The sequence below is a fragment of the Methylobacter sp. genome (genome assembly GCF_023227905.1).
In the GTDB taxonomy this organism is placed as follows: Bacteria; Pseudomonadota; Gammaproteobacteria; order Methylococcales; family Methylomonadaceae; genus Methylobacter_A.
Genome location: NZ_JALOCF010000001.1, coordinates 94,120 through 117,840, shown reverse-complemented (window position 1 = coordinate 117,840; position 23,721 = coordinate 94,120). Strand labels below are relative to the sequence as shown.

Here is a 23,721-nt window from a genome sequence, read left to right as displayed (position 1 = left end):
CTGGGATAATCAACTGAGGAAGAATAATGAAAAGAAAAGAGATAGTCCCGACGAGTAAGGAACGGGTGATGCGGGAAAATGACTTTATCGTTTCCAAGACTGACCTAACCGGCCGGATTACCTATGGAAACGAGATATTTATCGAGTTTTCCGGATACGAAGAGCATGAGCTTCTGGGAAGCCAGCACAATATCATCCGTCATCCCGATATGCCGCGAGCGGTGTTTAAGTTGCTGTGGGATTATCTGGCGGAAGACAAGGAAATCTTTGCCTTTGTTAAAAACATGTCAAAGGATGGCGGATTCTATTGGGTGTTTACTCATGTAGCTCCCATGAAAGACAAAAACAAACAAAAGGTCGGCTACACTTCTGTCCGGCGCATGCCTAATCCCAAGGCCATTCCGATTGTGGCGGGTGTGTATCGCGCGATGCTGGAAGCCGAGCAAAACGCTGGGCCGAAAGATGCCATAGCGGCTTCAGGAGCAGTATTGGCTAGTGTATTAAAAGACAAAGGCGTCACTTACGAGGAGCTTATCAATGTATTACAGTCGCTTTAAGAATAATGAGAAATTCGCATTAGCGGCTATTGCTATTGCATGGCTGGGGTCGCTGATTTTCGGGTGGATGCCTTTTCTGAGCGGGGTTAATGATGGATTTATTGCGCCCTCTTTGCTAACGGCTGGGGCAGGTTTATCCATCGCTTGGTGGCGCAAATCAAAATCAGCCGACCAACAACTGCTGGAAAAATTGCTTAGTGTAAGCCAGGAATGGAGGAAGGGGTCGGTAGACGTGCGGCTTACCCATATTGGTGGCAAAGAGCGGCAGCTTCAACAGCTTGCCTGGTCGCTGAATGATTTGATGGACCAAGTGGAAACTGCGCAGATCGATATGCACTATTCGATGGCCTATGTTATCTATGGCGATTTTACTCGAAAGAGCTATCCGCAAGGATTGCATGGCGGCTTCGCGACGGCTCTGAAACAGCTTAATGCGGTCGCAAAAACGCTGGCCCTCACTACAACCGCCATTACCAAGCTGATGAACGCAATGGCTGAAGGCCGGTTTAACGAAAAAGTTGAGGTTAATGTCGAGGGCGAATACAGGCTTGCGGTAGGCAAGGCCATGCAAGCCATGCAGACCATGCAAACTATGTTGGGGGATGTCGGCAAGGTTATGGGCAGCGTTGCTCAAGGCGACATCAGCCAGCGTGTTCAAGCTGAAGGACACGGGGATCTGCGCAAATTAAAAGACGATATTAACCTTTCACTCGACGCCCTGAGTAGCCTGGATGACATATCACTGATTGCGGGCGCATTGTCCGAAGGTGATCTGACCAAAACGATTGACAAGCACTATCCCGGCACCTTTGGCGCAGTGATTTCCAGCATGAACGGTACTGTGGAAAACCTCAGGGGACTGGTAGGGGAAATCAAGGACTCCACTATAAACATCAACACCGCAGCCAAAGAAATCGCCGCGGGCAATAATGACCTATCGCATCGCACCGAAGAACAGGCCGCGAGTTTGGAGCAAACTGCCGCCAGTATGGAAGAATTGACGTCCACCGTGCAACATAATGCTAAAAATGCCCAGCAGGCTAATCAGCTTGCGGTCGGTGCATCGGATATTGCGGGCAAAGGGGTTACAGTCGTTGATCAGGTTGTGGAAACGATGGAGGGTATTAATGAATCCTCGCGCAAGATCGTGGACATTATCTCGGTGATTGACAGTATTGCCTTTCAAACCAATATTCTGGCCCTTAACGCCGCCGTGGAAGCGGCTCGCGCCGGCGAACAAGGGCGAGGTTTTGCCGTGGTGGCTGGAGAAGTGCGTAATCTTGCCCAGCGCGCTGCCGCTGCCGCCGGAGAAATAAAAAACCTGATTGGCGATTCGGTAGAAAAGGTTGAAGACGGCACCAAGCTGGTTGCCCAGGCCGGGAAAACCATGGAAGAAATTGTCAGCGCGATTCGCGGCGTTACGATCATTATGTCCGAGATCAGAACCGCCACTGTTGAACAAACGTCCGGTATCGAGCAGGTCAACCAGGCTATTGGACAAATGGATGAAGTGACTCAGCAAAATGCCGCGTTGGTCGAGCAGGCTGCCGCAGCGGCCGAATCACTGGAAGATCAGGCGCAAAATTTGTCGGTTACAGTCGGGCGTTTTACTGTTGATACTGGCGCATATAGTTCTCCAAGTACTCGTCAAGTAACGCCATCGATCAACAAAAGTCCACGACAGGCCCCGGCAAAACCTCAGTTACAGCCAGCCGTTAGCGAAGAATGGGAGGAGTTTTAAGTAAGCTGCCAGCGGTTGATGGGCAGTCGGAACAACGTTGCTGTCGCACAGTCGAAAACAGGGGGTTCCGGTACACTGCGCAGCAAGTTGCAAGCGCAGTTCCGCGCCTACACTTTTTGTTTAAACACTCTTCGGGTTATAATAGCCATTAATTTACTAAGCCTTGGTCGATTGTCCAGGGCTTTTTTCGTTGCTGTATGGTGGCTTAGCACCGCCGTTCCGTCCCAATAAAATCGAGAAACGGGGGTGTGGCCTCAGTGATTTTTAAATGATTTAACTATTTAAAATATGACACAAAAACTTTATATTCAAACCAATGGTTGCCAAATGAACGAGTACGATTCCGATAAAATGCGGGATGTGCTCAATGCCTCACATGGATTTGAATTAATCGATGACCCCAAGCAAGCCGATGTCCTGTTGCTGAATACCTGTTCGATACGCGAAAAAGCGCAGGAAAAAGTATTTTCGGCTTTGGGTAAATGGCGCAAGATTAAAGACAAGCGTCCCGACGTGATTATTGGCGTTGGCGGTTGCGTTGCCAGCCAGGAAGGTGCAGCCATCCAAAAGCGGGCGCCGTTTGTCGATATCGTGTTTGGGCCGCAAACCTTGCACCGCTTGCCACAACTGCTGGATCAAGCGCGCAGTCAGCAAAAGCCCGTGATCGACGTTTCCTTTCCCGAAATAGAAAAATTCGATGCTCTGCCTGAGCCAAGAGCCGAAGGCCCGAAAGCGTTTGTTTCGGTGATGGAAGGATGCAGTAAATACTGCACGTTCTGCGTGGTGCCTTATACGCGAGGTGAAGAAATCAGCCGTCCGCTGGATGACGTGATTGCCGAAATTACCGTTTTGGCTAAACAAGGCGTGCGGGAAATCAATCTGTTAGGTCAAAATGTTAACGCTTATCGCGGGATAATGGACGACGGCGACATCGCCGATTTTGCCTTATTGCTGCATTATGTGGCGGCGGTGGAGGGCATCGATCGCATTCGTTTTACCACCTCTCACCCGATGGAATTTACTGACGAGCTGATTGAAGCCTTTGCCGAAATTCCGCAACTGGTTGACCATCTGCATTTGCCGGTGCAAAGCGGCAGCGATCACATTTTAAAGATGATGAAGCGCGGCCATGTGCGTGCCGACTACCTTGAAATTATCCGCAAGTTGCGCGCAGTGCGTCCCAATATTTATTTGTCATCGGATTTTATTATCGGATTTCCCGGCGAAACCGATGCCGAGTTTGAAGAAACCATGGCGTTCATTGAAGAAGTCGGTTTCGATTTATCGTTCAGTTTCGTTTATAGCCAGCGCCCTGGAACACCGGCGGCGGATTTGCCGGACGATGTGCCGGCAGAAGTTAAAAAACAGCGCTTGGAACGTTTTCAAAATCGCATTAACGAAATGACGGCGGCTATTTCGCAGAGCATGATCGGTACCGTACAAACGGTCTTGGTTGAGGGACAGTCTAAAAAGAATCCGTTGCAAATGCAGGGTAGAACGGAGAATAATCGGGTCGTTAATTTTATCGGGCATCCCCGGTTGGCCGGGCAATTTGTCGATGTGCTGATTGCCGAGGCTTTGCCCAATTCTTTGCGAGGTCGGATGGTCGATGCTTCCGTTAATAAAATTGTTGGTAACAGTTGATTTATGATTTCACAGGAAATTAGTCTGGCACCTGCCGATAGTAACCGCTTATCTAATTTTTGCGGCCAATTTAATGCGCATTTGCGGCAGATTGAGTCGCGTCTTCAGGTCGAGATCGCCAATCGTGGCAATCAGTTCAAGGTTACCGGCTTGGATAGTTCAGTCAAGGCGGCCTGCGCAGTCATGCAGAAATTATTTGAAAGTACCGAAAAAGAACACCTGACCTCTGAACTGGTGCATTTGGCCATGCAGGATTCTTCCATTGAAGAGCTGTTGGATGACCCGGTAACATCGCCCCAGCAAAATGTTGCCATCAAGACCAAATGCGGCATGATCAGGGGAAGGGGAATAAACCAGCAGGAATATCTGAGGAAAATTGTGACTCATGATATTAATTTCGGCGTCGGACCTGCCGGAACCGGCAAAACCTATTTGGCGGTAGCTTGCGCCATTGAAGCGCTGCAAAGCGAGAAAGTCAGAAAAATCATTCTGGTGCGCCCAGCGGTGGAAGCCGGAGAAAAACTGGGTTTTTTGCCGGGCGATATGGCGCAGAAAGTCGATCCTTATTTGCGGCCCTTATATGACGCGTTGTACGACATGCTGGGTTTTGAGCGGGTTGAGAAGATGATTGATAAGGGCATTATCGAGGTTGCGCCGTTGGCTTTTATGCGCGGCAGAACGCTGAATGATGCGTTTATTATCCTGGATGAAGCGCAAAACACCACCATCGAGCAGATCAAAATGTTCCTGACCCGTGTGGGGTTCGGATCGACGGCTGTGGTAACCGGCGACGTGACCCAGATCGACTTGCCTTCAGAAAAAATGTCCGGTTTGCGGCATGTGCTTGAAGTATTAAAAAATGTCGAAGGCATCAGCTTTACCTTTTTCAATGCCCGTGATGTGGTTAGACATCCATTGGTGCAGCGTATTGTTTACGCCTACGAAGCCTATGAGAAGGCAAACAAGGTCGAGCCGTGAACCAAATAGAAATCCAGGCTGTTTTTGAATCGCCAGGCCAGCCTGACCCGCAGCAAATCCAGCTCTGGGTAGATACCACGTTGGCTGATTACGATCAGGACACCGAGATTGTCGTGCGTATTGTCGATGAACAGGAAAGCGCCGAGCTCAATGAGCAGTATCGCCACAAATCAGGCGCGACCAATATTCTCAGTTTTCCGGTTGATTTGCCCGAAGGGATTGAGCTGGATTTGCTGGGCGATCTGGTTATATGCGCGCCGGTAGTGGAAAAAGAAGCGCTGGAACAGGGAAAGACGTTAACGCACCATTGGGCGCATATCATTGTGCATGGTGTGTTGCATTTGTTAGGTTATGACCACATCGAAGATGATGAGGCCGAGCTGATGGAAAACAAAGAAATAGCAATTCTGAATAAATTGCTGATAGACAATCCCTATACAGAGGTAAAAGACAAATGAGTGATGAACAACCCCCAAGTAGGCACTCCCCGCAGAAAAGCTGGGTTGATAAAATCAGCCATTTACTGACTGGGGAGCCGCAAGACCTTGAGGATCTACTTGAGATATTAAGAGAGGCACGCGAAAAACGCTTGCTGGATACCGACGCGTTATCCATGATTGAAGGCGTTTTGCAGGTGTCTCAAATGCGGGTCAGGGATATTATGATTCCCCGCATTCAAATGGTTGTCGTACCCAAGGACGCCGAACTGGAAACCATCATGCCGCTGGTTACGGAATTCGGGCACTCGCGCTATCCGGTCATTGACGGCGATCGGAGCAAGGTGGTCGGCGTACTGTTAGCCAAGGACTTGCTGGCCCGCATCCTGGACAATAAAACGCTGAAAGTTCATGAAATAATGCGGCCTTCATGCGTTGTACCTGAAAGCAAGCGCTTAAACGTGTTGCTTAAAGAGCTGCGTACCAACGGCAACCACATGGCAATTGTTGTCGATGAGTACGGCCAGTCGGCCGGTTTGGTCACCATCGAAGATGTGTTAGAGCAGATTGTTGGCGAGATTGAAGACGAACACGACGATCATGAAGACGAAGGCTATATTTTTCAGCGCAGTTCCAATGAATACATGGTTAAAGCGTTGACGCCGATAGATGAATTTGATGAATATTTTTCCACGCATCTGGCAACGGATGAATACGACACCATCGGCGGCTTTGTTGTCAGCCAGCTTGAACACATGCCCAAAAAAGGCGAGAGCCTGGTCGTGGATACTATGAAGTTTGAAGTGATCAGGGCGGATAGCCGGCGCGTACACCTGCTGAAGCTGAAAATAATTGAGTAGAGCTATTCTACGAAAGAGACGAAAAATATAAGGCTAAAGGCTAAAGCTCGGCGATGTTGATGTTGATGCGTGGATTTTTCGTCTTGGGCCTTTTGCCTTTCACCTGATTTTCAATCCCCACTTTCATGGCTAGAACGCCTATTCGCGTCATCCGTGTTCTATTATCCAAGCTAATCATATTTGATGTATTTAAACCTCGGGTCATCGGGTGTCCCTTCCAATGAGCCGCCTTCCTTGCCGGGCTGCCACATCACCACTTCCTCGATTTTACGGGCCAGCTCAAAATCTTTGTTGGTAATACCTTTGGCTGCGTGATTCATTAGCTTAACGATCACGAAGGCATAAGAAACGGTAAGATCCGGATGATGGAATGCCGCTTCAGCCAAGTGCCCCACCGTATTAACCACCATCAACGTCGCTTTCCAGCCGCTGGTTTTGTATTTACGCCGAATCCAGCCGCCTTCAAGGTACCAGTGCGGCAATTCCTCTTTTAAACGCTGCTCGGTATCGGCATCGGAATAAACAGCGTCATGTGTGCGTTCTCTCCAACCCATAATGCTTCACCTCTTGTTAGTTTGATTATGAAAGCCCGGATAATCTTGCAACGCTAGTTTTCCGGTTCCTGGTGCGTGGCGTCGCAGCCTTGCTGATAAAAGATTAATGACGGAGCAAATGGAACAATATCAATCGTCAACGTTGTTTCGTTTTGGAAAAGTTTAACAGGGTCAGCTATGCTGCTACGAAAATTTTTGGACAGCTGTTTAGACAGTTTCTCTTGTGCTTCATCTGCGCCCAAGGCAAAGGGATCTTCCGCGAGGTTGGTGGCATTGATAGCTTCCTGCAAAGCCTGTGTTGCAAGGATTTGAATTTTGCTTTCGAATTCACTGAAGACTTGCGTCCCTTTGTCGCGTTTAATCCGCTCTATATCGGCTGAATCGGCATAGACAAGAAATGCGCCTTTAGCGCCTTGAAAATCATTTTTACAGGCTCCGCCATCCATGATTCTAACCAGGTTTAATGTTTTGTCGCCGCTAGTTCGGGTCATTGGTGGGTTTGGGCCTGAGCTTTGCGATGAATCTTCGGTGATTGCGGGCGTTTTATCAGGAGTCGACACGGCTTTTTCGTCATGTTTGACCTCTTGAGTTGAACATGCGGCCAGTGCAATAAATGTCATACCGATTAAAATTTGTATGCTTGGTTTCATAAATTACTCTGCGTCGTTAAGGGAGATTATGTGGTCTTTAGGGCATTGTAATCGTTAAAAAGTCGTGAGGTAAAAAATATGTTTAATGAATTCCAAAAAATTACGGTCATATATAAAATATAAAGTGCTGGTCTTTATGGCTCTTCCAACTGATTGATCTTTTGTACAAATGAATATCGGAGCCTTCGTAGATCATGGCATTTTATTAAGGCCGCATAAAATTTCGCTTTACAAGCTTGTCATAAGTAATTAAAAAGTGCATTTTTTAAGGCTAGATTAAATTACGACTATGAAAGTATCTAAATCCGTTCCAGATAAATCCGCGCCTGAAGCCGGTGTCGACAAAAGCAAAGATGATGTTGATCTTGATGTTGAAGGCTTCGATTTGGGTTTGAGCAGTGACTATGTAACGCTTCCTAACGAAAGTGAGCGCGCAGCAAAAAAAATGGCTGCGCGCAGAAAAATTGAACTGTACTGGGAGAAAAAACGCCTGCAGGAACAGCTAGGTGATTTTGATGAGGAGGATCTTGATTTTTAATTTAGCAGCATGAACGGGACAAAACGCCGTTTACCCATAGCTGGGTAATAACAGGTTTTTTGTTCAGTAACAGACTGTTGAGCATGGTTTGTGGTCGATATCCGGCTACATAATCATGCTTAACCGATTTTTCAATCCGGCTTTGCACGTTTTTCGGTTAATATTGTCGCCCGTTAGCGAGTTTCTTTATTTTAATCCGGATTTCATGGTCATTTTTACACCTGTTGCAGCAGTCAATTGCTTAAATAAAGCATTTTTGTTGTTTTTTCTTATCGGTTTTTTCGGCACTGCATCTGCCCAAGAACACCACTTTCTGGTTCTCAATTATCATGACATCGTCGGCGCGGAAGGTGCCAAGCCGCCTTTCAATTCCATGGATGTCAGTGTCGATCATCTTGAAGAACATCTGGACTGGTTGAAAAACAAAGGCTACAAGATCGTCAGCGTACAAAATATCCTCGATGCCGCTACAGGTAAGGATGCGTTGCCCGATAAAGCGGCATTGTTGACCTTCGATGACGGCTACCAAAGTTTTTATACCCGCGTCTTTCCGCTATTAAAAAAATATCATTATCCGGCCACGGTTGCCTTGGTGGGAACCTGGATGGACGGTAACGTCACTGCGGAAGAACCGGGCAAGCCATTGCTCAGCTGGGAGCAGGTCAGGGAAATGGTGCAGTCCGGCTTGGTAGAGGTCGCCTCGCACAGTTACGACTTGCATAAAGGCGTGAATGCCAACCCTCAAGCCAATTCACAGGCTGCGGCCGTTACCCGGCTGTATGACGACCCGATGCTGGTTTACGAAACCGATGAGCAGTACCGCGAGCGCATCAATGCAGCGCTGCTGAAAAGCGCCGAGTTCATCTTTCAACATGCCGGGGTCAGGCCCAGGGCGATGGTTTGGCCCTATGGCGAATATAATCAAATCACTGTGCAGGCCTCGCGTGAAGCCGGAATGCCGATGACGATGGGGCTGATGGACGGCTTTAATACCGTGGCGGATATCAGCGCCTTGCGTCGTTTGATTATGGTCGATAATCCCGACGTCAACCAATTTGCGGAAATTGTTACCGGGCTGCGCGCTGACCGGCCGTTACGGGTAGCGCATCTGGACATGGACTATCTTTACGATGAAGACCCCGAGCAGACCGAGCACAATCTGGATGTCGCGGTTCAGCGCATCAAAGACATGCACATCAACACGGTTTACTTACAGGCCTATGCCGATCCTGACGGCGATGGCAATGCCGATGCGTTATATTTCCCCAACCGTCATTTACCGGTAAAGCAGGATTTATTCAGCCGGGTTGCCTGGCAGTTAAAAACCGTAGCCAGAGTGAAAGTGTATGCCTGGATGCCGATTATGGCCTATCAAGGCAAAGTGCCGGAATCCTGGTATGTTCAGGAATGGCGGGACGGCAAGGCGCAAAAAGCCAGTCATATTTATACCCGGCTGTCGCCGTTCAACCCTGAAGCGCGCCAGTATGTGGCTGAAATTTACGAAGACCTGGCCAAGCATTGCAATTTTGACGGCATCTTGTTTCATGACGACGGAATCTTATCGGATTATGAAGATGTATCGCCGCTAGCGCTAAGCTTTGCAAAACAGGCATGGGGCCTGCCTGATCAATTCGAGCAATTGCATGCAACCCCCAAAATGCACATGGTTTGGGCGCAACATAAAACCGAATTGATTAACCAGTTTACCGATGAACTGGCTAGCCGAGTGCGCGTTTATCGGCCCGGCATAAAGACGGCGCGTAATTTTTATGCGCTGCCTTTGTTAAAGCCTTATAGCGAAGAATGGTATGCGCAGTCTTTTAAGTCCTTTTTAGCGCATTACGATTATGTGGCTATCGAAGCCATGCCGTTTATGGAAGAGGCTGAAAACCCCAGGCAGTGGCTCACACAGCTGGTAAAAACGGCGGCTAAACAGCCGGATGGCCTTAAAAAGACCGTGTTCGAACTGCAATCGATCGACTGGAAAGCCCAACAGAAAGTCCCGATGACGACTTTTGTCGAACAGTTGAAGCTACTGAAAAAATTGGGCGCCAGACACATTGGCTATTATCCGGACAATGTTTTTGAGGATCAGCCGCGCCTCGCGGATTTACAACAGCATTTCTCGCTGCCTATCCAGCCTTAATCATGCATTTTGTTTTAATTAACCCGAATAGGGTGGGCGATGCCGTTTGCCCTGAAAAACCATGAGTACTTCATTGCAGAACCTGACCGCACTACTACAAACCCAATGGCATGATTTAGTTTCTGCATGGGAACCCTTGGACGACGTGATCGAAGGATTCGTTTATTACTATCCGTTGTTTATGGCTTACATCTGGATGTTTGGCGCGCTTATTTTTTATTTTCGTCATGAATGGCATCAACAGGGTAATGAAGAACACCTGCCGGAATTAACGGACTATCCCCCGGTTTCCATATTGATACCCTGTTATAACGAAGGCGAGAATGTCCGTGAAACCGTGGAAATTTTGCTGCGCCAGAAATACCCGAATTTTGAAATTATCGCAGTTAATGACGGCAGCAAAGACAACACGCTGGCAATCTTGCAGGAACTGGCTGAAAAGCATGACCAGCTTCGCGTGGTTAATTTGCATACCAACCAGGGCAAGGCGATGGGTTTGCGTACCGCCGCATTGCTGGCGAACAGCGAGATCCTGATTTGCATCGACGGCGATGCGCTGTTGGCTCCTGAAGCCATCGCCTGGATGGTGCGGCATTTTCAGGATAATCCCAATGTCGGCGCGGTCACCGGCAATCCGCGCATCCGTAACCGCTCCACGCTGTTGGGCCGGATTCAGGTCGGCGAGTTCTCGGCCATCGTCGGCATGATCAAGCGGGCGCAGCGCTCTTACGGGCAAGTGTTCACTGTCTCCGGCGTTATTGCGGCATTCCGCAAATCCGCATTGCACAATGTCGGTTACTGGAGCAACGACATGGTCACCGAGGACATCGACATCAGCTGGAAGTTGCAGCTGGCCGGCTGGTCGATCTATTTTGAACCGAACGCTTTGTGCTGGGTATTGATGCCGGAAACCCTGCAAGGACTATGGAAGCAGCGGATGCGTTGGGCGCAGGGCGGAACCGAAGTGTTGCTGCGCTATTTTCGCAGCCTGTTTCGCTGGTCGTCGCGCGGCATGTGGCTGTTATACGGCGAATGCCTGATTAGCATCGTTTGGGCATTTTTGATCCTGTTGCATGTGCTGTACGCGCCTGTGGCGTTGTTTAGCGAATCGGCCAATGAGTCGCTGCACGATCTTAGCCCAAACTGGACCAGTATGTTGCTGAGCCTGACCTGTCTAATCCAGTTCGGCGTCAGCCTGTTCATTGATTCGCAATATGAATACCGTACCGGCGGCGTCGCCCGGTATTATTACTGGATGGTCTGGTATCCGATCGTGTACTGGCTGATCAACGTCGGCACCACCATCGTCGGCTCGGTTCGGGCGATAAAAAAGAAGCGCGGGCAACGTGCCATCTGGGTCACTGTCGATAGAGGTTTACGTGCAAAATGAATGAATACATTATTAACGCGCCGCAATTGCAAAGCCTGCACAAACGGATGGGCGCTTTATTGGCCTGGGCCGTTTGTTGGGTGATGTGGGTTTATTTGTTGATTCCATTGGTCCCTTTGAGCAGTTGGGTGCTCGGCGATAGAAAGATGATCAATGAAATGCGCTGGTTTGGCGGCTACAAAAGCCTGCTGGAACTGATGCAGATTTACGTTGCGACTTTACTGGTCATGGTTGTGCTCTGGTTGTGCTGGATTCTCTACCGCACCTTGCGGAGTAGGGCGATACTTCCGGCGGTGCATAAAATTGTCAGCGATACCGAGCTGTGCGTATTTTATCAAGTCAAAGCCGATGAATTGCAGCAGTGCCGGGATGCAGCAGTGGTTACCGTTTATTTTGACGATCATGGGCATATCGTTCATCTTGATCCGCATATTGATCGGTAATCCTTAAATTAATGGAGTCAAAATGAAAAGCTGGATATTACCCGTGTTAGTTTTTTTTATTGTAGGTATATGGGGGACGTCAGGTTTTTTGCTTATAGATAATCCAGATCGTGGAACAATTGGTGATATGTTCGGGGCAGTAAATGCCTTATTTTCTGGCCTTGCTTTTGCTGGCTTGATTTACACAATCTTTCTTCAAAAAAATGAACTCGGCCTACAAAGAAAAGAGTTAGAGCTTACAAGAGAAGAACTTCGAGGGCAAAGAGAAACGATGCAAGCCCAGAATGAACAAATAACTCTACAAAACTTTGAGGGTACTTTCTTTCAAATGCTGAGGCTTCATAATGAACTTCTTAACTCTATAGATTTTACAACTGGAGGTGGTGAAAATGCTGTTAAAGTTCAGGCGGGTAGGGATTGTTTCATGATGGCATGGCAACGCTATAAGCCGTTATTCGCTAAAGATGCCGAGCAAGTAGATAGTGAGCAGCGGTATGAACAAATTAATGCGGCTTACTTAAAACTATGGACAAAATATGAAGGTGAATTTGGTCATTATTTTCGTTCGCTATATAACGTAATTAAATTTGTTAATAATTCCCATGTTAAAGATAAAAAGCACTATACAAATATAGTGCGGGCTCAACTTTCGGGTCAAGAGCTATTAATACTGCTGTATAACTGTATTTATCATGATGACTCGAAATTTACACCCTTGATTGAAAAATATGCCCTGCTAAAGCATGTCCCATATAAGGCTTTATCTTCAATGCTTGATATAGAGTTTTATCAAAGTTCTGCTTTTGGTGACGAGTATCCTCATAAAAAGCAAATCTTAGGCTCTGTAATAAACTAGTTTATCCTATGTTTGTGAGTTGGGCGTGCTGTTTATGCCCAACATTTCTGTATTTAATATGTTGATGGATTTCTGGTTTTCTAGCTGTTCCACACCGGATATCGGCATATTAGGCAAGGAAAAGCTGTTGTCCAACCTATATTCTCTTATAATCTATCTATCGTGAGATAAAAGGCTGTCTATAACACGCTTATCACAAAATAAGAGGTGCTGATATGTCGAAAGAATCCTTTCCCTTGTCTAGGGTCTATGGTCTGCTTGAGCCGGGGCCGGTTGTGCTGGTTTCGACCGCCAGAGAAGGGCGAGCGAATATCATGACTATGTCGTGGCACACGATGTTGGAGTTTGAGCCGCCGCTGGTAGGTTGCGTAATCAGCAACAGGAACTACACATTCGATATATTGAAAGCAACCAAGCAATGCGTCATCAATATCCCAACGGTGGAGCTGTCGAAACAGGTAGTGGGCTGCGGTAATACGTCAGGGCGAACGGTCGACAAGTTCAAGGAGTTTGGGCTGACGCCAGCGGTCGCCTCAAGCATTAATGCGCCGCTGATTGATGAATGCTATGCCAATCTGGAATGCCGGGTTATCGATGACAAGATGGTTCCCCAATACAATCTCTTTATCCTTGAAGTTATTAAAGCCTGGATTGATCCTCGAAAAGAACATCCGCAGACGATTCACCATCTAGGCGAAGGCGCGTTCATGGTTGCCGGCGAGACGATCCATCTGCCGTCCAAGATGAAATAGTTAATCCAGCCATTCAATAATATGATCTTCCAGATCATCAATTTCAGATTCTTTCATCGCATAGCTGCTGATTGAAACGCCTGCATCCTGAACGCTATCGGCGCTTTTCGATAAAAGGGGATGCCAGGCCGGAAGCTGTTCGCCATCGCTTAATAAGCGGTAAGCGCAGGTTGCGGGCAGCCAGTTGTATTCGGCAAAATCGTGTTGTTTTAAGTCCAGGCATTCAGGGACTAATTGAGTGCGTTCGGTGTAGCGGGTGCAGCGGCAGGTATCCAGGTCGATCAGGTTGCAGACGACGCTGGTAAAGTAAATGTCGCCGGTGTCTTCGTCTTCCAGTTTATGCAGGCAGCATTTGCCGCAGTTATCGCATAATGACTCCCATTCTTCGGTGGTCATTTCAGATAGTTTCTTGGTTTCCCAAAAGTTCATGTGGCAGTTCTCGTTAACGGACTGAGGTTACGGCTGGGCTTTAATTAAGCAGTTCCCATATAGGTTTGATGTTCTCAGGCAGGGGCGCAAGCCTGCCTAATTCCACCCATTGGTTGGCCGGGTTGTGAAAGTCGGAACCGACCGAGCCGGCCAGGTCAAAGTGTGTTGCATAACGGGCAACGAGTTTTATTTCGTCGCTGTTACAGCGGCCGGTTACGACTTCTATGCCTGCACCTCCGGCTTCCTTGAATGCCGTTAGTAAGCGTTTCACCCAGCTGGCAGTCAGATTGTAGCGCAAAGGATGCGCTAGCACCGCAACGCCGCCGGATTCGCTAATCCAGCTTATCGCCAGTTCCAGTTCGGCCCAGGCCGTCGCCACATAAGCGTCTTTTCCAGAGCCGAGATAACGGTCGAAAGCGTCCTGGTGAGTGGAAACATGAAATTGCGAAACCAGGAAATCGGCGAAATGAGAGCGGGTGATCATGCCGTCTCCGGCGGCTGTTTTGACGGCTTCCAGTGCACCGAAAATACGTTTTTTCTCCAGCTTAGCGGCGATCTTCTCGGCGCGTTCAATGCGCATGAGTTGCAGATTGCGGGTGGCCTCGGCCAGCGGCGGATGCATAGGGTTAATGCCCAGTCCGACAATGTGAAAACATTTGTTCTGCCAGCTGGTTGATAATTCAATGCCTGGAATTAATTTAATGCCTACTGTGTCTGCCGCGGCTTGTGCTTCGTTGAGTCCTGCGACCGTATCGTGATCGGTTAAAGCCAGCGAGGTGACGCCGCATTGATGAGCGCGTTGCACTAAGGCTGTCGGTGATAATGCGCCGTCAGAGGCGGTAGAGTGGCAGTGTAGGTCGTAATGTTCGGTCATAGTTTTTCTAGCTTAAAGTAGCAGGGTTAAAGGCGGCTTAAGGATATTGATTTTTCCTTGCGCCTTTAAGCTTTGTTACTGGTACTCACCATAAAGTTTTGCATAAAGGCCGTTTTGGCTGAGCAGGGTTTCGTGTTGCCCGTGTTCGCAGATTTTACCTTGCTCAAAAACATAAACATGATCGGCCTGTTTAACGGCGCTCAGGCGGTGGGCAATGATGATGGTGGTGCGGCCTTCTAAAAATTCAGCCATCGCTTGATGCAATTTGTGCTCTGTTTCGCTGTCCAGTGCCGAGGTGGCTTCATCCAATATCACCACTTTGGGATCGGCGACGATCATTCTGGCAATCGCCATGCGTTGCCGCTGGCCGCCTGAAAGCCGCATGCCCAGCCGGCCGACAATGGTATCAAGTCCTTTGTCCAGATCCTGCACGACGTCGTTTAACTGCGCGATAGCCAGCGCATTCCACAAGGTCTCATCGCTAGCGGTTTTACCCAAAGTCAGGTTGGCGCGGATGGTGTCATTAAAGAGGACGGGGTGTTGCAGTACGGTGACAACATTTTCCCTGACCACTTCCAGGCCGATGCGATCGATCGGAATTTCATCGAAATAAATTTGGCCGCGGTTGGGCGGGTACAGGCCGATCAGGGTTTGTATCAATGTCGATTTACCGCCGCCGCTGGCGCCAACCAGCGCAACTTTTTCACCGGCTGGGATTTTTAAGTAAATGCCGTCGAGCACTTTTTCATGCCGGTCTGTCCTGCCCGGCACCCCGCGGGTAAATGCCAATTCACTCTCGGCGAATTGGTCATCGCTATAGCTGAAATGCAGGTCTTCTACACGCAAAGACACGGTTTTTTTATTTAAGAACGGGTTTTCAAGGTGAGGATAATGCGGTTCCTGTTTCAGCGCGTTAAGCCGGTTGATGCGGATCAGCGCCGCTTTGGCGGCATAAAAAGCGTATTGGATGCTCAGGATTTCCTGCACCGGAGCCATCATAAACCACAGATAACCGAACACGGCCAGCATTTGCCCGATGCTGAGGTCGGAATAAAACACCATCAGCATCGCACAGGCGCGGAATATGTCGAAGCCGAACAGGAATACCAGAAAGCTCATGCGTGTCGCTGCATCGCTTTTCCAGGCGAAAGCGGTCGAAGAGTCCTTAACGGAGCGCGCCGATTCAATCAGCTGCTGGCAATAATGCTTTTCGCGATTGCTGGCGCGTATTTGATGGATGGCTTCCAGGGTTTCGGTCAGGGATTGCTGGAAAACTTCAAAGGCGGAGTTTTCCTTGGATTTAAGGTCCTTAACGCGCGAGCCGATCACGCGGGTCAGATAAATTACCACGGGGTTCAGCAGCAGGATAAACAGGCCCAATTGCCAGTGCATCCATAATAAAATAACCGCAGTGCCGATAACGGTCAGGGCGGCTACCAGCAGTTTGCTGACGGTCGTGCCGATAAACGTATCGATGGTGTCGAGGTCTTTGACCAGATGGGTCACCACCGTGCCGGTGCCGAGACTCTCGTATTCAGACATGGAAATATTTTGCAAATGTCCGATCAGGTTGGCGCGGATGCGGAACACAATATCCTTGGCAATACAGGAAAATTGTCGGGATTGAATAATGTTGAAAATGATCGCGATAATGCGCAGGATCACGCTGATCAGCAATATAACGCTGATATAAAGAATCGGAAGTTGCCAGGCTACAGGAAACAGCAGGTTGACTGTTTGAATAATAATGCCGGGTTTATGCAATAAAACTTCATCGACCAGTAGCGGCATCAGCAACGGTACCGGAACGCTGGCAATGGTTGCCAAAATGGCGATAAAATGAGAAATAATCAGTTCTTTTTTGTGTTCCAAAGCAATCTGGTAGATAGTACTCCAACTGTAGGGTTGAGGAGTTTGCTTTGGTTGCGCGGGATTTGATAGGGATGTTTTCATGAGCGCTTGATTATATCTGTCTGAAACATCTTTAGGAATATATTACTGTGAGTGAAATATGAAATATGTAGCGTGGATTGCGTTGATATATCCGCTTCTTTTTTCCGATGCAGTATTTGGCAGTACGCTCGACCGGCAAAGAAATGATTTTTTACAAGCCGAAAAACTGCTTGCTCAAGGCAATGATGCGGCATTCATGAGCGCCAGTGCTGCCTTGACCGATTACCCGTTATATCCTTATCTGCAATACCAATGGCTGAAAGAGAATTTACAGCAAGATGACCAGATTCTGTCTTTTTTAGCGGCATACAAATCAACCCGTTACGCTGGGTTATTGCGATCCAAATGGCTGGATTACCTGGCTAAGAATGAGCGCTGGAACGATTTTATCCGCTACTATATCTCCAGGGATGGAGTGTATGCCGCTGGCCAGTCAGGAACTGGCGCGGCGGAGGCCTCTGCACCTACAGCCCTTGAATGCCAGTACAACCTGGCACTCTATAAGACAGGCAATCAGCAGCAGGCATTAAATGAAGCCAGACATGTGTGGGTGACCGGGGACTCTCTGCCGCAAGAATGCGATCCGCTGTTGTCGGAATTGATGATGTCGTCCGGCTTTACACGGGAGCTTATCTGGCAACGTTTTGAGTTGGCTCTGAACAAAGATAATGTCTCGGTGGCCGAATACGTACGTCGCCTGATGGGTAGCGCAGATCAGGATGTTGCCGATATATGGCTGCGGGTTCATCAAAAGCCGGCCCTGATCGGAAATGGCGGCTTTTTAAGTCCGCAAATGGGGCGGCTTTTCGCTCATGGCATACATCGGTTGGCAAAATCTGATTTAAGCATGGCTATTCAACTTTGGGACGATAAAAAACACGCTTTCCAGATAGATGCGCAGACTGTTTTGCAATTGGAGCGCAGCCTTGCACTTAGCTTGGCGCACAACCGTAATCCGGCCGCTTATTTCCGTCTTAGTCAATTGCCGGCTGCTGATGCGGAAGTTAATGAATGGAAAGTTCGGGCGGCTTTGTTTGAACAAAACTGGCAGCATGTCGCCGAAGCGCTGGCGGGCTTGACGGCCCAGGAGCGGCAGGAGCCCAAATGGCAATACTGGCTGGCTAGATCACTGGAAAAAGCCGGAGATGCGTTACAGGCGCAAAATGTCTACGCTAAGCTTGCTGAAGACCGGAGCTTTTACGGGTTCCTGGCCGCGGATAATGTCCATAAGCCTTATCAGTTTTCCAATAAGCCGGTTATTCTGGCGGAAAATGAACTGGAAAAGTTGGCCAATGAAACCGACTTTAAAGTGGTCCGGGAGCTTAATTTGCTGAACAGGGATCAAGAGGCTGAACGACAATGGTGGTACGCGGTAAAAAAGCTGAGCAAGGAGCGGCGTATGGTCGCTGCCAAATTGGCTCAGCAATGGCACAAAGACCAAATGGCTATTACTACACTGGTTAAAGCGGATTATTGGGATGATTTAGCGTTGCGGTTCCCCGTTTATTATGCGAGTCAGGTTCACAATAATGCCTCCTTGCATAATCTTGATCCGGCCATTGTTTTTGGCCTGATCCGGCAGGAAAGCATATTCAATAAAGATGCCGAATCAGCCGTTGGCGCGCGTGGCTTAATGCAGGTTATGCCCAGGACAGGGATGCAGATAGCCCGCGATTTGAAGGAAAAATGGCTGTCGGACAACAGCCTGTTTAATCCAGATGTTAATGTCAGGTATGGCGCTTTTTATTATAAGCAGTTGCTAAGGCGGTTTCATGGGCATTTTGCGTTGGCTATTGCGGCTTATAATGCCGGGTCGGGGCGAGTTGCGAAGTGGTTGCCGAGTGTCGCGTCCGTACCGGCTGATATTTGGATAGAAACCATTCCTTATAAGGAAACCAGGAAATATGTAACTTCGGTGCTTTCTTATGCCATTATTTATCAGCAGCTCATGCAAAGGAAGGCGTTGAAGATAAAGGAGTTGATGCTTGACGTACTGCCCGGCTAAAATTTGAGCTGATTTTTTTTGGTGTCTGTTAGATAATGCACAATTTATAATAATAATAACCACGTTAAGGTATATAAAGAGTATGGGTAAACAGCACAGTTTTACGCGCGAAGAATTGTTGAAGTCCGGCAGGGGAGAGTTGTACGGGCCTAAAAATGCGCAATTGCCTTTACCGAATATGTTGATGATGGATCGTATTACGCTTATTACGGATGAAGGCGGCGCATACGGAAAAGGCGAGATTATTGCTGAGCTGGATATAACGCCTGATTTATGGTTTTTCGACTGCCATTTTCAGGGCGATCCTGTAATGCCCGGTTGCTTGGGGCTGGACGCTATGTGGCAGTTGGTTGGCTTCTTTTTGTGCTGGATGGGCGGGCCCGGTAAAGGTCGCGCTTTAGGGGTCGGTGAAGTTAAATTTACCGGACAAGTGCTGCCCACTGCCAAGAAAGTGATCTATCGGGTCAATTTAAAAAGAGTGATAATGCGGAAGTTGGTTATGGGTATAGCTGATGCCACCATGGAAGTCGATGGCAAAGTGATTTATGAGGCTACCGATTTACGGGTTGGTCTATTCACTTCCACAGAAGATTTTTAGAGGCACTAACAATGAAAAGAGTCGTAGTCACCGGTCTAGGCATTGTTTCCAGTATAGGGAATAATCGAGCCGAAGTTGTCGATTCGCTAAAGGAAGGCCGTTCAGGAATTGCCTTTGCAGACGTTTATAAGGAAATGGGTTTCCGTAGCCATGTCCACGGACCTGTCAATATAGATTTAGACGAATTTATCGACCGTAAAATAAAACGCTTTATGGGCGATGGCGCAGCGTTCAATTATATTGCCATGCAGCAAGCGATTGATGATTCCGGTCTGGGTGAATCAGAAGTTTCAGATTTCAGGACTGGCCTGGTAATGGGTTCCGGCGGTCCTTCTACATCAAACATTGTTGAAGCCGCGGATATATTGCGTGATAAAGGCATCAAAAAAGTGGGGCCTTATATGGTGCCCAGAAGCATGTCCAGCACCAATACTGCATGTCTGGCAACGCCTTTCAAAATCAAAGGCGTCAATTACACGATCAGTTCAGCGTGTGCGACCAGCGCGCATTGTATCGGCCATGCGATGGAATTAATCCAGATGGGCAAGCAGGATGTCGTGTTTGCCGGTGGCGGCGAAGAAGTGCATTGGACGATGTCGATGTTGTTTGACGCGATGGGCGCGTTATCTTCCAAATACAATGACACGCCGACCACAGCTTCAAGGCCTTATGATGAAACCCGTGACGGCTTTGTTATCTCCGGCGGCGGCGGTGTTTTGGTGATTGAAGAGCTGGAACATGCCAAAGCGCGCGGCGCGAAAATCTATGCGGAACTAACCGGTTACGGCGCAACTTCAGACGGGTATGACATGGTTCAACCTTCGGGTGAAGGCGCGGTGCGTTGCATGCAGCAGGCGATGGCGACTATCGGCGGCAGCAAGATCGATTACATCAATGCTCACGGCACCAGTACGCCGGTCGGCGATACCAAAGAGCTTGAAGCCTTGCGCACAGTGTTCGGTCAGGATAGCGTACCGTTAGTCAGCTCGACAAAATCACTGACGGGTCACGCATTAGGCGCAGCAGGTGTTAATGAGGCGATTTATTCGTTGTTGATGATGGAAGAAAACTTCCTCAGCGCATCGGCCAACATCACCCAGCTTGATCCGGGCGCGGAAGGCATTCCGGTAGTGCGTGAGCGTAAAGACAACATTACGCTAAACACGATCATGTCGAACAGCTTCGGTTTCGGCGGCACCAACGCTACACTGATTTTCCAGCGTTACAACGGCTAACAAAAAAATTTTGTTCACCACGAAGACACGAAGAGCACGAAGTTTTTAATTCTTCGTGCTCTTCGTGCCTTCGTGGTGATAGCTTTTATCTTTCCTTTCAAATATTCATATCTCTGACCATGTCAGATCCAAACCAAAAATCCAGAACCCAATTTAACAAGCTGCAAAAGAAATTGCGGCACACGGTCGGCGATGCGATTGCCGACTACAACATGATCGAAGATGGCGACAAGGTCATGGTGTGCCTATCCGGGGGCAAGGATTCCTTTACCCTGCTGGACATCCTGATGCACTTGCAAAAGACCGCGCCGGTTGAATTCGAACTGATTGCAGTCAACCTGGACCAGAAACAGCCCGGTTTTCCCGAGCATGTATTGCCGGAATATCTCGAATCGATAGGCGTGCCGTATCATATTATCGAAAAAGACACCTATAGCGTGGTCAAGCGGGTTATCCCCGAGGGCAATACTACCTGTGGGCTGTGTTCGCGTTTGCGGCGTGGCACCTTGTACGGTTATGCCGAAGCCAACAATGTCACCAAAATAGCCTTGGGGCATCATCGCGACGATATTCTTGAAACCTTTTTCCTGAATATTTTTTACGGCGGCAAATTAAAAGCGATGCCACCTAAATTGTTAAGCGACGACAAGAAAAATATCATCATCCGGCCTCTGGCGTATACCCGTGAGAAAGAGATTGAACGCTTGGCGGCATTTAAAAATTACCCGATTATTCCGTGCAACTTGTGCGGCTCTCAGGAAAATATGCAGCGCCAGGCCATGAAAGCCATGTTAAAAACCTGGGATAAGCAGTTTCCGGGACGTCTGGAAACCATTTTCACCAGTCTGCAAAATGTCGCGCCTTCACAATTGGCTGATACGAAGCTATTTGATTTTGCCGGGCTAACACGCAGCCAGCAAGCCGTTGAAGAACAGGCTGTAACATTTATCGCCAGGGATGGTGTGTATGCCGCAAACCTGCCGGGAGCAGGTTCGGCGATCGCCAGGGATGGTGCGTATGCCGATAGCCAGTCGGAAACTGGCGCGGCGAATGCCGGACTGGACGTGCTCGCGCAGTGACCTGCATCATCCTTTTTACCGATTTCGGGCCGTCCGGCCCTTATGTCGGGCAAATGGAGTCCGCGTTATTACAGGCAGCGCCGAACATACCTGTCATTAATTTGCTGAGTAATGCCCCGACAGCTGATCCCCGATTAAGCTCTTATCTATTGGCCGCATTACGGCACAGTTTTCCAATAAACAGCGTTTTTCTGGCCGTGGTCGATCCGGGCGTCGGCGGCGAACGCAAAGCCGTTGTTTTGCACGCTGACGGACAAATCTTTGTCGGGCCGGATAACGGCTTGTTCAATACCGTCGCCGTCCAGGCGCAAAACGCGCAATGGTCGGAAATTACCTGGAAACCGAAAGTTTGTTCGATGAGCTTTCATGGCAGGGATCTATTCGCCCCCGTTGCCGCAAAGTTGGCTGTCAGCGCCGCAGAGGATTTATTGCAGCCGTTTGACCGCAATGATTTAAGCGATTGGCCTCACGATTTAGCAGAAGTGATTTATTTCGATCATTACGGCAATGCGATGACCGGATTGCGCTATCAAGAAACCTACGGCGGCAAGACTCTAACCATCAACGGTACGGCAATCAAACAGGCCGGTGCTTTCGGCGATGTCGGAGAACAGCAGGCGTTCTGGTATAAAAACTCCAGCGGCCTGGTCGAAATTGCGGTTAATAAAGGCCGCGCGGAACAGCAGTTGGCCCTGAGGCTGGGGATGCAAATCGGTTTTTCGTCGTTTGATAGCAGGTGGCTGAGTTAAAGTCGCCGCCCCAATAGGCATAAGCCGGTAACTTGGGATGAACGGGCTTCGCTTATAGTTTATAATCTCTTCCTCTAAAGTTTTTATCGACCGGCGTTCGTACGCGCGTTTGGTCTCGACTGTCATTGGTTAAATACACCTCATGCAAGAAATAAATCCGATCAAAAACAAAATAGCCGACTTAAAAAGCCGTGGCGATGCCCTTAGGAGGTATCTTTGACTTTGACGTCAAGAGCGAGCGTTTAGTTGAAGTTTTACGGGAGCTGGAAAACCCGAAAATCTGGGATAACCCGGAAGAAGCGCAAGCCTTAGGCAAAGAGCGTGGCCAGTTGGAAGTCATCGTTAACACCATTAATGATCTGGAGCGCGGCCTCGCTGATGCAGAAGAATTGCTGTTGATGGCGGTTGAAGAAGACGATGAAGAAACGGTTGAAACCGTCGTCGATGATCTGGAGCACTTTGAAAAAAGAGTCGCAGACCTGGAGTTCCGCCGCATGTTCTCCGGGCAAATGGACGCCAACAACGCCTTTTTGGACATACAGTCCGGCTCCGGCGGCACCGAAGCTCAGGACTGGGCTTCGATCATCGAGCGCATGTATTTACGCTGGGGCGAGCGCAAGGGCTTTAAAACCGAATTGATCGAAGAATCGCAAGGCGACGTGGCCGGGATCAAAAGCGCCACGATCAAGTTTGAAGGTGAATATGCTTTCGGCTGGTTGCGTACCGAAACCGGCGTGCACCGCTTGGTCAGGAAATCGCCATTTGATTCGGGCAATCGCCGCCATACCTCGTTTGCGTCGGTGTTCGTATCGCCGGAAATCGACGATGACATCGACATCGACATCAATCCCGCCGATATCCGTGTCGACGTTTACCGTGCCAGCGGCGCGGGCGGCCAGCACATTAACAAAACCGAATCGGCTGTGCGTATGACCCACAACCCGACCGGTATTGTCGTACAGTGCCAGAGCGACCGTTCACAGCACAAGAACCGGGACACCGCGATGAAGCAGTTGAAAGCCAAGTTGTACGAGCTGGAAATGCGCAAACGTAGCGAATCGGCCCAGGCACTGGAAGATACCAAGTCGGATATAGGCTGGGGCAGCCAGATCCGCTCCTATGTTCTGGACCAATCGCGGATCAAGGATCTGCGTACCAGCGTCGAAACAGGCAACACCCAGGCGGTGCTGGATGGGGACCTGGATCAGTTTATCGAAGCCAGCTTGAAGAGCGGCTTATAAAATTATTAAAAC

General features: G+C 48.9%; 22 protein-coding genes and 1 pseudogene. 18 read left to right on the top strand and 5 right to left on the bottom strand.

Annotation, left to right across the window (positions count from 1 at the left end; genetic code table 11):
• The first annotated feature begins 26 nt into the window (after positions 1 to 26).
• From M0R47_RS00570 to M0R47_RS00545, 6 genes and pseudogenes are all read left to right on the top strand, one after another.
• Entirely contained in the window at positions 27 to 557 is a 531-nt protein-coding gene (locus tag M0R47_RS00570; RefSeq protein ID WP_292548917.1) for a PAS domain-containing protein, read from the top strand.
• A 754-nt stretch (positions 558 to 1,311) separates the two neighbouring features.
• Positions 1,312 to 2,298, top strand: a pseudogene (locus M0R47_RS00565) (methyl-accepting chemotaxis protein); the annotation flags it as partial.
• Positions 2,299 to 2,586: 288 nt separating this feature from the next.
• The gene (miaB, locus tag M0R47_RS00560) at positions 2,587 to 3,942 is read left to right on the top strand and encodes a tRNA (N6-isopentenyl adenosine(37)-C2)-methylthiotransferase MiaB (protein WP_292548914.1); all 1,356 of its coding nucleotides are present in this window, start codon (positions 2,587 to 2,589) and stop codon (positions 3,940 to 3,942) included.
• 3 nt (positions 3,943 to 3,945) lie between these two features.
• Positions 3,946 to 4,920, top strand: a complete 975-nt coding sequence (locus M0R47_RS00555) for a PhoH family protein (protein WP_292548912.1) — start codon at positions 3,946 to 3,948, stop codon at positions 4,918 to 4,920.
• A 56-nt stretch (positions 4,921 to 4,976) separates the two neighbouring features.
• Complete coding sequence (gene ybeY, locus M0R47_RS00550; protein WP_292549023.1) at positions 4,977 to 5,378, top strand: rRNA maturation RNase YbeY; 402 nt, start codon at positions 4,977 to 4,979, stop codon at positions 5,376 to 5,378.
• Complete coding sequence (locus M0R47_RS00545) at positions 5,375 to 6,217, top strand: transporter associated domain-containing protein (RefSeq protein WP_292548910.1); 843 nt, start codon at positions 5,375 to 5,377, stop codon at positions 6,215 to 6,217. The genes ybeY and M0R47_RS00545 overlap by 4 nt, the downstream gene beginning before the upstream one ends.
• Before the next feature lie 170 nt (positions 6,218 to 6,387).
• Here M0R47_RS00545 and M0R47_RS00540 read toward each other — a convergent pair whose 3' ends face one another.
• Positions 6,388 to 6,771 (bottom strand): 4a-hydroxytetrahydrobiopterin dehydratase, encoded by a 384-nt coding sequence (locus M0R47_RS00540; protein WP_292548908.1) that lies wholly within the window; start codon positions 6,769 to 6,771, stop codon positions 6,388 to 6,390.
• Between the two features lie 53 nt (positions 6,772 to 6,824).
• Complete coding sequence (locus M0R47_RS00535; protein WP_292548907.1) at positions 6,825 to 7,421, bottom strand: hypothetical protein; 597 nt, start codon at positions 7,419 to 7,421, stop codon at positions 6,825 to 6,827.
• A 289-nt stretch (positions 7,422 to 7,710) separates the two neighbouring features.
• Here M0R47_RS00535 and M0R47_RS00530 point away from each other — a divergent pair, with 289 nt between their 5' ends.
• The 6 genes from M0R47_RS00530 (at position 7,711) to M0R47_RS00505 (ending at position 13,546) form a co-directional block, all read left to right on the top strand.
• Positions 7,711 to 7,959 carry a PA3496 family putative envelope integrity protein gene (locus M0R47_RS00530; RefSeq protein ID WP_292548905.1) on the top strand — a complete coding sequence of 83 codons (249 nt, stop codon included), beginning with the start codon at positions 7,711 to 7,713 and terminating at the stop codon, positions 7,957 to 7,959.
• 115 nt (positions 7,960 to 8,074) lie between these two features.
• On the top strand, positions 8,075 to 10,105 hold the full coding sequence (pgaB, locus tag M0R47_RS00525) for a poly-beta-1,6-N-acetyl-D-glucosamine N-deacetylase PgaB (protein WP_292548903.1): 2,031 nt from the start codon (positions 8,075 to 8,077) through the stop codon (positions 10,103 to 10,105).
• Between the two features lie 61 nt (positions 10,106 to 10,166).
• Complete coding sequence (gene pgaC, locus M0R47_RS00520; protein ID WP_292548901.1) at positions 10,167 to 11,495, top strand: poly-beta-1,6-N-acetyl-D-glucosamine synthase; 1,329 nt, start codon at positions 10,167 to 10,169, stop codon at positions 11,493 to 11,495.
• Complete coding sequence (pgaD, locus tag M0R47_RS00515; RefSeq protein WP_292548899.1) at positions 11,492 to 11,938, top strand: poly-beta-1,6-N-acetyl-D-glucosamine biosynthesis protein PgaD; 447 nt, start codon at positions 11,492 to 11,494, stop codon at positions 11,936 to 11,938. Before pgaC ends, pgaD begins: the two co-directional genes overlap by 4 nt.
• A gap of 22 nt (positions 11,939 to 11,960) precedes the next feature.
• The gene (locus tag M0R47_RS00510) at positions 11,961 to 12,794 is read left to right on the top strand and encodes a putative phage abortive infection protein (protein WP_292548897.1); all 834 of its coding nucleotides are present in this window, start codon (positions 11,961 to 11,963) and stop codon (positions 12,792 to 12,794) included.
• 215 nt (positions 12,795 to 13,009) lie between these two features.
• A complete protein-coding gene (locus M0R47_RS00505) occupies positions 13,010 to 13,546 on the top strand; it encodes a flavin reductase family protein (RefSeq protein ID WP_292548896.1) in 537 nt (178 codons plus the stop codon).
• On the opposite strand, the gene M0R47_RS00500 is transcribed toward M0R47_RS00505, so the two are convergent.
• From M0R47_RS00500 to M0R47_RS00490, 3 genes are all read right to left on the bottom strand, one after another.
• Positions 13,547 to 13,975, bottom strand: coding sequence for a YcgN family cysteine cluster protein (locus tag M0R47_RS00500; RefSeq protein ID WP_292548894.1), 429 nt, complete (start codon positions 13,973 to 13,975; stop codon positions 13,547 to 13,549).
• 40 nt (positions 13,976 to 14,015) lie between these two features.
• The gene (locus M0R47_RS00495) at positions 14,016 to 14,849 is read right to left on the bottom strand and encodes a PHP domain-containing protein (RefSeq protein WP_292548891.1); all 834 of its coding nucleotides are present in this window, start codon (positions 14,847 to 14,849) and stop codon (positions 14,016 to 14,018) included.
• Positions 14,850 to 14,924: 75 nt separating this feature from the next.
• On the bottom strand, positions 14,925 to 16,802 hold the full coding sequence (locus M0R47_RS00490) for an ABC transporter ATP-binding protein (RefSeq protein WP_292548889.1): 1,878 nt from the start codon (positions 16,800 to 16,802) through the stop codon (positions 14,925 to 14,927).
• Positions 16,803 to 16,860: 58 nt separating this feature from the next.
• On the opposite strand from M0R47_RS00490, the gene M0R47_RS00485 reads away from it, so the two are divergent.
• From M0R47_RS00485 to prfB, 6 genes are all read left to right on the top strand, one after another.
• The gene (locus M0R47_RS00485) at positions 16,861 to 18,807 is read left to right on the top strand and encodes a transglycosylase SLT domain-containing protein (RefSeq protein ID WP_292548887.1); all 1,947 of its coding nucleotides are present in this window, start codon (positions 16,861 to 16,863) and stop codon (positions 18,805 to 18,807) included.
• An 82-nt stretch (positions 18,808 to 18,889) separates the two neighbouring features.
• Positions 18,890 to 19,405 (top strand): 3-hydroxyacyl-[acyl-carrier-protein] dehydratase FabA, encoded by a 516-nt coding sequence (gene fabA, locus M0R47_RS00480; protein WP_292548885.1) that lies wholly within the window; start codon positions 18,890 to 18,892, stop codon positions 19,403 to 19,405.
• 11 nt (positions 19,406 to 19,416) lie between these two features.
• Positions 19,417 to 20,640, top strand: coding sequence for a beta-ketoacyl-ACP synthase I (fabB, locus tag M0R47_RS00475; RefSeq protein WP_292548883.1), 1,224 nt, complete (start codon positions 19,417 to 19,419; stop codon positions 20,638 to 20,640).
• Positions 20,641 to 20,759: 119 nt separating this feature from the next.
• Positions 20,760 to 21,719, top strand: coding sequence for a tRNA 2-thiocytidine(32) synthetase TtcA (ttcA, locus tag M0R47_RS00470; RefSeq protein ID WP_292548881.1), 960 nt, complete (start codon positions 20,760 to 20,762; stop codon positions 21,717 to 21,719).
• Positions 21,716 to 22,468, top strand: coding sequence for an SAM-dependent chlorinase/fluorinase (locus M0R47_RS00465; RefSeq protein ID WP_292548879.1), 753 nt, complete (start codon positions 21,716 to 21,718; stop codon positions 22,466 to 22,468). The genes ttcA and M0R47_RS00465 overlap by 4 nt, the downstream gene beginning before the upstream one ends.
• Before the next feature lie 142 nt (positions 22,469 to 22,610).
• A protein-coding gene (prfB, locus tag M0R47_RS00460; RefSeq protein ID WP_292548877.1) for a peptide chain release factor 2 occupies positions 22,611 to 23,709 on the top strand; the annotation gives its coding sequence in 2 pieces (ribosomal slippage) (positions 22,611 to 22,685 and positions 22,687 to 23,709; 1,098 coding nt in all).
• Positions 23,710 to 23,721: the final 12 nt, after the last annotated feature.

Coding starts and splice junctions, on each gene's coding strand:
- M0R47_RS00530 (WP_292548905.1), top strand. CDS start 7,711: ATGAAAGTATCTAAATCCGTTCCAGATAAATCCGCGCCTGAAGCCGGT.
- M0R47_RS00490 (WP_292548889.1), bottom strand. CDS start 16,802: ATGAAAACATCCCTATCAAATCCCGCGCAACCAAAGCAAACTCCTCAA.
- ttcA (WP_292548881.1), top strand. CDS start 20,760: ATGTCAGATCCAAACCAAAAATCCAGAACCCAATTTAACAAGCTGCAA.
- M0R47_RS00535 (WP_292548907.1), bottom strand. CDS start 7,421: ATGAAACCAAGCATACAAATTTTAATCGGTATGACATTTATTGCACTG.
- M0R47_RS00540 (WP_292548908.1), bottom strand. CDS start 6,771: ATGGGTTGGAGAGAACGCACACATGACGCTGTTTATTCCGATGCCGAT.
- M0R47_RS00510 (WP_292548897.1), top strand. CDS start 11,961: ATGAAAAGCTGGATATTACCCGTGTTAGTTTTTTTTATTGTAGGTATA.
- M0R47_RS00485 (WP_292548887.1), top strand. CDS start 16,861: ATGAAATATGTAGCGTGGATTGCGTTGATATATCCGCTTCTTTTTTCC.
- pgaD (WP_292548899.1), top strand. CDS start 11,492: ATGAATGAATACATTATTAACGCGCCGCAATTGCAAAGCCTGCACAAA.
- M0R47_RS00555 (WP_292548912.1), top strand. CDS start 3,946: ATGATTTCACAGGAAATTAGTCTGGCACCTGCCGATAGTAACCGCTTA.
- M0R47_RS00570 (WP_292548917.1), top strand. CDS start 27: ATGAAAAGAAAAGAGATAGTCCCGACGAGTAAGGAACGGGTGATGCGG.
- M0R47_RS00545 (WP_292548910.1), top strand. CDS start 5,375: ATGAGTGATGAACAACCCCCAAGTAGGCACTCCCCGCAGAAAAGCTGG.
- fabB (WP_292548883.1), top strand. CDS start 19,417: ATGAAAAGAGTCGTAGTCACCGGTCTAGGCATTGTTTCCAGTATAGGG.
- pgaC (WP_292548901.1), top strand. CDS start 10,167: ATGAGTACTTCATTGCAGAACCTGACCGCACTACTACAAACCCAATGG.
- M0R47_RS00500 (WP_292548894.1), bottom strand. CDS start 13,975: ATGAACTTTTGGGAAACCAAGAAACTATCTGAAATGACCACCGAAGAA.
- pgaB (WP_292548903.1), top strand. CDS start 8,075: ATGCTTAACCGATTTTTCAATCCGGCTTTGCACGTTTTTCGGTTAATA.
- fabA (WP_292548885.1), top strand. CDS start 18,890: ATGGGTAAACAGCACAGTTTTACGCGCGAAGAATTGTTGAAGTCCGGC.
- M0R47_RS00505 (WP_292548896.1), top strand. CDS start 13,010: ATGTCGAAAGAATCCTTTCCCTTGTCTAGGGTCTATGGTCTGCTTGAG.
- miaB (WP_292548914.1), top strand. CDS start 2,587: ATGACACAAAAACTTTATATTCAAACCAATGGTTGCCAAATGAACGAG.
- M0R47_RS00495 (WP_292548891.1), bottom strand. CDS start 14,849: ATGACCGAACATTACGACCTACACTGCCACTCTACCGCCTCTGACGGC.